The following is a 929-nucleotide window of genomic DNA, read 5'->3' on the forward strand; positions in this document are numbered from 1 at the left end:
GCCGAGGCCGCGCGTCGCCGCAAAAAATCTTGCGATCGTTCTTGGAGAATGGACGAGACCTACATCAAGGTGAAAGGGGCGTGAGTATATCTCTATCGAGCTGCCGACAAGCACGGTATGACGCTTGATTTCATGTTTTCGCAGCGTCGAAACAAACCCGCCGCTACCAAATTCTTTGCTCGGACGCTGGAGGTCAACGGCCTTCCAAGAAAGATTGTCATCGACAAAAGCGGAGCTAATACGGCTGGCATCAAGGGGGCGTTGTTGCAGAACTCTTTCTACGAGGGATTCACAACGAGAAACCACATGGTTAATCGGGTCGAATGAGCAATCCATCATCCGCCCGTTACCGCGTCACGAACTGGTCTGACTACAACGCTGCGCTCAAGAAACGCGGTTCACTTCTTGTCTGGTTGGACAAAGATATGACCTGGCTCGCGGCGCATGAGAGTAAGCCTGGGCGTCCGCCAGTCTTTTCGAATGCTGCGATCCAATTCTGCCTGTCGATCAAGGTGCTGTTCAAGCTGCCGCTGAGACAGACAGTGGGGATGGTCGCCAGCCTCTTGCGATTGGCCGGGCTAGACTGGCCTGTGCCAGACTTTTCCACACTAAGTCGTCGTCAGAAGAACTTAGCCGTTCAGATCCCGTATCGCCGTGCCGACGGTCCGCTCAACCTTCTTGTCGATAGCACCGGGATCAAGTTTCTCGGCGATGGCGAGTAGACAAGCCCGCAAGCATGGTGTTCGGGGGCGTCGACAATGGCGCAAGGTACATCTGGCCATGGACACGGCTACCTCGGACATCCGGGGGTCGATTCCGGCTCGGGGCAGAATCGTATCATAAGGTATTCCCCGCTTTCGCTCCCTACTACGTGGGTTGGTAAGATACGAAATGAGACAGGTGCAAAAGGCAGAGCAGTCGTTGTCTGC

At 55.0% G+C, this 929-nt stretch carries 2 pseudogenes; both read left to right on the top strand.

The features are described from left to right. Nucleotides 1–255 (top strand): annotated as a pseudogene (locus tag ACR1XY_RS24610) (DDE-type integrase/transposase/recombinase); the annotation flags it as partial. A gap of 68 nt (nt 256–323) precedes the next feature. Next, nucleotides 324–807, top strand: a pseudogene (locus ACR1XY_RS24615) (IS5 family transposase); the annotation flags it as partial. Nucleotides 808–929: the final 122 nt, after the last annotated feature.

The organism is Ruegeria sp. AD11(2025), from assembly GCF_056542405.1.